We start from the raw sequence: 6496 nt of genomic DNA on the forward strand, positions 1-6496 counted from the left end.
TGCTTATTAATAGGTTTTTAACAATGAATAATTATTAGCGTAGTGTATAATTAATTAAAGAAAAGCAATAAAACGTATGCAGAAAAAAATAGACTATTCTATGATTTTCTATTATTGGACAAAGCATGTTAAAATATTTCTCAAAACATCCGAAGTTGCAATTAAAAAGGATAAGATGATGAGAAAAATATTAATAACTCTACTTTTGACAATAGGAATTTCTTTTGCTAAAGTGCCCTATCAAGAATGCTTTTTTAGAGCAGCCATGCAATATGATATACCTTATCAACTTCTTGTAGCAATAGCAAAGATTGAGTCTGGATTTAGACCATGGGTTATAAATATTAATCAGAATGGAAGGTCTGTTAAAGTAATAAATCCTAAGTCTGTGGAAGAGGCAGCTATATATCTTCAATATTTACATGACAATGGATACAATTATGATGTTGGTGTAGGGCAGATTAATGTAAGAAATATCAAAAGACTGGGCTTAAGACCACAACAGTTATTAGACCCTTGCAATAATATAATGGTTTCAGCTTATATTCTAAAAGAAAATGTTTTGAGATACGGGCTTACATGGGAAGCAATATGGCGATATAACGGTAGAAGAGATTATGCTTATAAAGTATACAACGCTTTAGTTTCTATGGGTGCTGTAACTCGCAGGTAAGTTTGTCAAAAATTTTATCTTGCAATTCAAACATTATTTTTGCATCTTCTTCGTTGGTTTCATGGTCATAGCCAAGTAAATGCAAAATTCCATGAATCATTAATCTTAAAACTTCCTCTTTGAGAGTAAGTCCTATTTCTTCTGCTTGAGCTTTTGCGTAAGGAAGGGAGATGATAATATCTCCCAAAAGTCTATATTTATATCCGATTGTTTCATCTTGTGGAAAGGATAGAACATCTGTAGGCTTGTCTTTTCCTCGCCATTCTTTATTTATTTCTCTAATTCTCTCATTATCTGTCAATGTGATGCTTATTTCAACATTATTAAGATTAAGCTCTGATAGAATTTTTTCAGTAATATCTTTTATAAATTTCTTTGTTATTTCTTTGCTATAAACTTCCTTGCTGATTAAGATTCTATTTTTTTGAGTTTTGCTCTTCATATCTATTGTAAGCCTCTATTATTCTTTGTACTATTGGATGTCTGACAACATCTTTTTCAGAAAATTTAACAAACCCTATTCCTTTGACATCCTGTAAAACATTTATAGCTTCCACTAAACCAGACTGGACTGTTTTCGGTAGGTCTATTTGGGTAATGTCTCCGGTGATTACAGCTTTTGAGCCAAAGCCAATTCTTGTCAGTAGCATCTTCATCTGTTCTTTTGTTGTATTTTGTGCTTCGTCAAGAATGATAAAAGCATCGTTTAAGGTTCTTCCTCTCATGAATGCAAGGGGTGCAACTTCTATAACCTTTTTTTCTATCATGTCAGCCACTTTTTCCGGGTCTACCATGTCATAAAGTGCATCATATAATGGTCTTAGATATGGGTCTACTTTCTCTTCTAAGGAGCCAGGCAGAAATCCAAGCTTTTCTCCTGCTTCTACTGCTGGTCTTGTGAGAATTATTCTATTTACTTTATTTTGTTTCAAATAAGAGACCGCTACAGCCATTGCAAGGTATGTTTTACCTGTTCCGGCCGGACCAATTCCAAATGTTATATCATTTTGTTTAATAGTTTCTACGTAAAGCTTTTGAGTTGGGGTTTTTGCCATTATTGGCTTTCTTTTATGAGAAAATAAGATAGCTTCAGTAAAATCTTCTTCTTTTTGTGTTTTTGGGCTTTCTTTTTCAAGTTTAAAGCCAATGGCAAGATTTCTAATATCAGAAGGCATCAAAACGTGTCCAACTTCAAAATAAGAAGACACTTTTTCCATAAATTCTTCAAATCTGTCTAAATTTTCTTCTTTTCCTGACGCTATGATTGACGTTCCTCTTGCAAAGATTTTTAATCCGAAAACTTCTTCAAAGAATTTGAGATTTTCATCCTTTGTTCCTACAACGTTAAAAAATGCTTCCGCCGGGATTTGAACCTCTAATTTTAAAATCCTTTTTACCTCCAATCTAAAATTTTGTGTTTAATTTATGCAAGTTTTTATAGTTTGCCATAATTTTAACATATTTTTATTTTCAGGATAGCAAAAATAAAACCTCCAAATAAAAAGTTATCTCGGACAAGTGATTTATTTCAGACTAAGCTTTTTAGTAATACTTCTTTTGACTTAGTACAATATGTCAGAAAATAAAAAATTTTTCGTTTCTAATATTAGAAATAAAAATTTGCAGGAGGTTTTTCTATGAAAAAAATCTTTATATCAGCTTTAACGGTTGCTACAGTCTCTAGCTATGCTTTTGCAGGAGATGAAACAAAAGTGCAGCAAAACAAGCTTCCTATCGTAAAATGCTCCGAGCCTGTTATGACTGTTGCTTTAGGTTCGGTTGATTGTAAAGCTCAAGCTTGTGAAGCTCCGGCGGACCCTAAACAAAACATGCTTGCAGCTATTTTTGGTGGAAGTGCTAATGTGCAAGGAATTGGAAAAGGACTTGGAAACATGTTAATTACCGCTCTTAAAGAAAGTAGATGTTTTAAAGTTATTGACTTAGACCAATTCGAACAAGTTAAGAAAAAATTAGAAGCAACAGGACAGAAAGTTCAACCGCCAAAAATTGATAAGTTTATAAACTTAACTATTACTCAAATTGCTTTATCAAGAAGCTCTGGTGCCTTAGGTGGTGGTTTTATACCTATACTTAGTGCAATTAAAAAAGATACTCAATCAGCAGAAGTTGGCATAGATGTAGCTTTAATGGACCCTGCTACATTAGAGATTAGCGAAGCTAAAAGTTTTAAAGCTAACTCTGAAAAAACATCATGGGGACTTTTTGGTGCTGGTGGATTTGACGGTTTTGGTGGTGGCGGTGGATGGAGTTGGTCGAATAATTTAGCATTAGATGCTGTTGCAAGAGAAGTTATTGTTGAAGCTACAAACTATTTAGCAGAAACCTATGCTAAAGATAAAATCATAGAAAGACCGGTTATAGCTAAAGAAGACGAAAAAAAGGATGAGAAAAAGGAAGAAAATAAAACTTATTAATACATCAAAAGGAGGTAGCTACTCTACTACCTCCACCTCTTTTTCTCTACTTGCTTGACCTTTAATTATCTTTATTTTACTTTTTGGAACATCAAAAAAATCAGATAAAAGCTCAATGACTTTTTCGTTTGCCTTTCCTTTCTCTGGTATTGTAGTTGTTCTTACTTCATAAAGATTTTCATCTATCTTTTTAACTTCGTTTTTACTTGCACCTGGCTTAACTTTTACCTTTATTCTCACCTTTCTCTAATTCCTGCTATAAATTCTTCAACCATCTGTCTTGCTTGATAGTCTTTATACTGGATTGGTGGGTGTTTCATCGTGTATGCGGAAATAGAATATAGCGGACCACCTATTCCTCTGTCTTGAGCAAGTTTAGCACATCTTATAGCATCTATTGCAACCCCTGCACTGTTAGGTGAGTCTTCAACTTCCAATCTAAGTTCAATATTCATAGGAACATCGCCAAACAATCTTCCTTCTATTCTTATGAAAGCAAGCTTTTTATCTTTTAGCCATGGTACATAATCACTCGGTCCAATATGAACGTTTCTTGGGTCTATGCCGTAAGGTATCAAAGATGTAACAGCTTCTGTTTTAGATTTTTTCTTAGTTTCTAATCTACTTCTTTCAAGCATATTTAAAAAGTCAGTATTGCCACCAACGTTTAATTGATATGTTCTATCTACTTTAACGCCTCTTTCTAATAAAAGCTGAGTAAGAACTCTATGTGTAATTGTTGCTCCAACTTGCGATTTAATGTCATCCCCGATTACCGGTATGCCTGCTTCTTCAAATTTTTTAGCCCATTCATCGTCAGATACTATGAATGTTGGCATACAGTTTATGAAGGAAACACCTGCTTCTAAGCAAGCTTGAGCATAAAATCTTGCTGCCTTTTCGGCTCCAACCGGCACATAGTTAACTAAAACATCTGCTTTTGATTCTATCAATACTTTTACAACTGTTTCTAAACTATCTTCTTTTGCATCTGCTAATACAAAAGCATTTTCTGGTGGGTAGTTTTTCATATGCTCTGGATAGCCGTCAAGGACTTTACCCATTCTGACTTTAACGCCCATATATGGAATATCTCTCTTAAAAACTGTCGTACAATTTGGTTGTGCAAAAATTGCCTGACTTACATCAAAACCTACTTTTCTGGCATCTATATCCCATGCTGCCACTATTTCTATGTCCCAAGGTTTATATCCGCCTATTTCTTCATGCATTATTCCGCTTGCTTCTAAATCTTGCTTATCTTTGTAATAATAAATCCCTTGAATCAAAGCACTTGCACAGTTTCCAACCCCGGCAATAGCTACTCTAATTTTCTTATCAGACAATTTATCGCCTCCTTATAATATAACTTGTTTTGCTTTTATAATTTCTGGTATTTGATGAATTTCCTCTAAAACTTCTTCATTTAATCTATCGTCAAGCTGAAGGGCTCCAAGAGCTATTTTACCTTTTTCTAATCTTCCAAGTCTAAATCCTGCTATGTTTACATTATGTTTTGCAAGCAATGTCCCAAGTTTTCCAATTACACCTGGAACGTCTTTATTTTCAAACATTAAAATCACACCTTGTGGTTCAATATCTATCCAGTAGTTATCGACCATCATGATTCTTGGGAATTTGTCATAAAGAGCAGTTCCACCTACAGACACTTCTTTATCTTTAGACCTTGCAGTAACTTTTATAAACTCTTTAAAGTTAAGTCCTGCCTCTCTTGTAGATTTGACGATATTAACCCCTCTTTCTTTTGCTATGAAAGGTGCATTAATTATATTTACAGGTGTATCTAAAATTGGTGATAAAAAGCCTTTCAAGAAAAATGCTGTTATTGGTTCTATATGCTGTTTTATGCTTCCTCTAACTTCTATGTTAATTTCTGTAAAATGTCCCCCTGCATACTGGGTCAGAAAGCTTCCAAGCTTTTCTGCTAGTTCAAGATATGCTTTTATGTTTTCAAATCCTTCTGTTATTGTAAATGGTGCATTTACTGCCACCTCAACAAACTGACCTTTTAAAGCAGCTATAACATACTGAGCTATTTTAATTGCCACGTTATCTTGTGATTCATACGTATTTGCTCCAATGTGTGGAGATAGACTAATATTTGGAAATTCAAATAACCTTCTGATTCTTTCATCCGGCGGCTCTTTTGAGAATACATCAAGCCCAAGTCCAGCTATTTTACCTTCTTGAATTGCATCATACAAAGCATCTTCATCAACGATTCCGCCTCTTGCACAGTTTATGAAATAAACACCTTTCTTCATAAGGTCGAATTCTTTTTTTCCTATCATATTTCTTGTTTCTTCTGTTAATGGACAATGAAGAGTGATAATATCAGACATCTTTATAAGTTCATGTAAATCATCTATTATTTCAACACCGAGCCTGTCACCTTTTTCTTTTGGAATGTATGGGTCGTAAGCTATAACCTTTGCTCCTGCTGCTTTACATCTGATAGCAACTTGAGATCCAACATTACCAAGACCTATTATTCCAACTACCTTTCCGTCTAACTCTTCACCCATAAATTTCGACCTTTTCCACTCACCAGCCTTTACAGACTCATGAGCTAAATGTAACTTTCTTAAAACTGCATATATGTGTGCCATTGTGATTTCAGCAGCACCTATTGTGTTAGCCCCAGGAGTATTTACAACTAAAATACCTCTTCTAGAAGCTTCTTCTAAATCCACATTATCAACGCCTACTCCTGCCCTACCTATTACCTTTAACTTTTCTGCTCTCTCTAAAAGTTCTTTTGTAACCGGTGTTCTACTTCTTGTGATAATTGCGTCATAATCTTTAATTATTTCAAGTAATTCATTAAATTTAATCTCTGGCTGATAATCAAGGTCTATTTCTTCATCGTTGCTTAATATTTCCAATCCTTTTGGGGATATATCATCAGTGACCAAGACTTTATACATAAAATAAAATCCTCCTGCGAATTTTTTAAAGTATTATTATAACTCAAATCATTGATTATATGTTAAAATAAACATTGTTTAAAACACGGCGGTAGATTATCATATTAATTGGATGAGAAATTAGAAATTTTTATTAAACTTGAGAAGGAGATCCTTCGGACCTAAAGTCATCAGGATGACATAGAAAGTGAAAATATGTTAACGATGATTGTCTTATTTGTCATTCTGAAGCCGGCGAAGAATCTCCCACTTTTATTGATTTCTCACTTGACATATTGTTTAAAATACGGCACCAGACTATATTAAATTAACAAATTGCTTTGTCCAATAATAGAAAATCATAGAATAGTCTATTTTTTTCTGCATACGTTTTATTGCTTTTCTTTAATTAATTATACACTACGCTAATAATTATTCATTGTTAAAAACCTATTAATAAG

Annotated in this window: 7 protein-coding genes; 2 read left to right on the forward strand and 5 right to left on the reverse strand. The window is 33.7% G+C overall.

What is annotated here, in order from left to right; all coding sequences use genetic code 11:
• Window positions 1-175 precede the first annotated feature (175 nt).
• Window positions 176-673: a lytic transglycosylase domain-containing protein gene (locus Q0929_RS08580; protein WP_299239911.1), complete on the forward strand. Its 498-nt coding sequence runs from the start codon at window positions 176-178 to the stop codon at window positions 671-673.
• Here the strand turns inward: Q0929_RS08580 and ybeY are convergent.
• Window positions 648-1115: an rRNA maturation RNase YbeY gene (ybeY, locus tag Q0929_RS08585; RefSeq protein WP_299239914.1), complete on the reverse strand. Its 468-nt coding sequence runs from the start codon at window positions 1113-1115 to the stop codon at window positions 648-650. The genes Q0929_RS08580 and ybeY overlap by 26 nt on opposite strands.
• Window positions 1090-2076, reverse strand: coding sequence for a PhoH family protein (locus Q0929_RS08590; protein WP_299239921.1), 987 nt, complete (start codon window positions 2074-2076; stop codon window positions 1090-1092). The genes ybeY and Q0929_RS08590 overlap by 26 nt, the downstream gene beginning before the upstream one ends.
• A 234-nt stretch (window positions 2077-2310) precedes the next feature.
• Between Q0929_RS08590 and Q0929_RS08595 the strand changes: the two genes are divergently transcribed.
• Window positions 2311-3108 carry a CsgG/HfaB family protein gene (locus Q0929_RS08595; RefSeq protein ID WP_299239924.1) on the forward strand — a complete coding sequence of 266 codons (798 nt, stop codon included), beginning with the start codon at window positions 2311-2313 and terminating at the stop codon, window positions 3106-3108.
• Between the two features lie 18 nt (window positions 3109-3126).
• Here the strand turns inward: Q0929_RS08595 and Q0929_RS08600 are convergent, their stop codons facing one another.
• From Q0929_RS08600 to serA, 3 genes are read right to left on the reverse strand one after another with little or no spacing between them, the layout of a single operon-like run.
• On the reverse strand, window positions 3127-3348 hold the full coding sequence (locus Q0929_RS08600) for a DUF167 domain-containing protein (protein ID WP_299239932.1): 222 nt from the start codon (window positions 3346-3348) through the stop codon (window positions 3127-3129).
• Window positions 3345-4454 (reverse strand): inositol-3-phosphate synthase, encoded by a 1110-nt coding sequence (locus tag Q0929_RS08605; protein ID WP_299239938.1) that lies wholly within the window; start codon window positions 4452-4454, stop codon window positions 3345-3347. Before Q0929_RS08605 ends, Q0929_RS08600 begins: the two co-directional genes overlap by 4 nt.
• Before the next feature lie 12 nt (window positions 4455-4466).
• Window positions 4467-6056: a phosphoglycerate dehydrogenase gene (gene serA, locus Q0929_RS08610; protein WP_299239943.1), complete on the reverse strand. Its 1590-nt coding sequence runs from the start codon at window positions 6054-6056 to the stop codon at window positions 4467-4469.
• Between the last annotated feature and the right edge of the window lie 440 nt (window positions 6057-6496).

The organism is Sulfurihydrogenibium sp., assembly GCF_028276765.1.
In the GTDB taxonomy this organism is placed as follows: domain Bacteria; phylum Aquificota; class Aquificia; order Aquificales; family Hydrogenothermaceae; genus Sulfurihydrogenibium.

Bases quoted from the DNA above. Each gene is read 5' to 3' on its own strand.
- Q0929_RS08580 (WP_299239911.1), top strand. From the start codon at position 176: ATGATGAGAAAAATATTAATAACTCTACTTTTGACAATAGGAATTTCT.
- ybeY (WP_299239914.1), bottom strand. From the start codon at position 1,115: ATGAAGAGCAAAACTCAAAAAAATAGAATCTTAATCAGCAAGGAAGTT.
- Q0929_RS08595 (WP_299239924.1), top strand. From the start codon at position 2,311: ATGAAAAAAATCTTTATATCAGCTTTAACGGTTGCTACAGTCTCTAGC.
- serA (WP_299239943.1), bottom strand. From the start codon at position 6,056: ATGTATAAAGTCTTGGTCACTGATGATATATCCCCAAAAGGATTGGAA.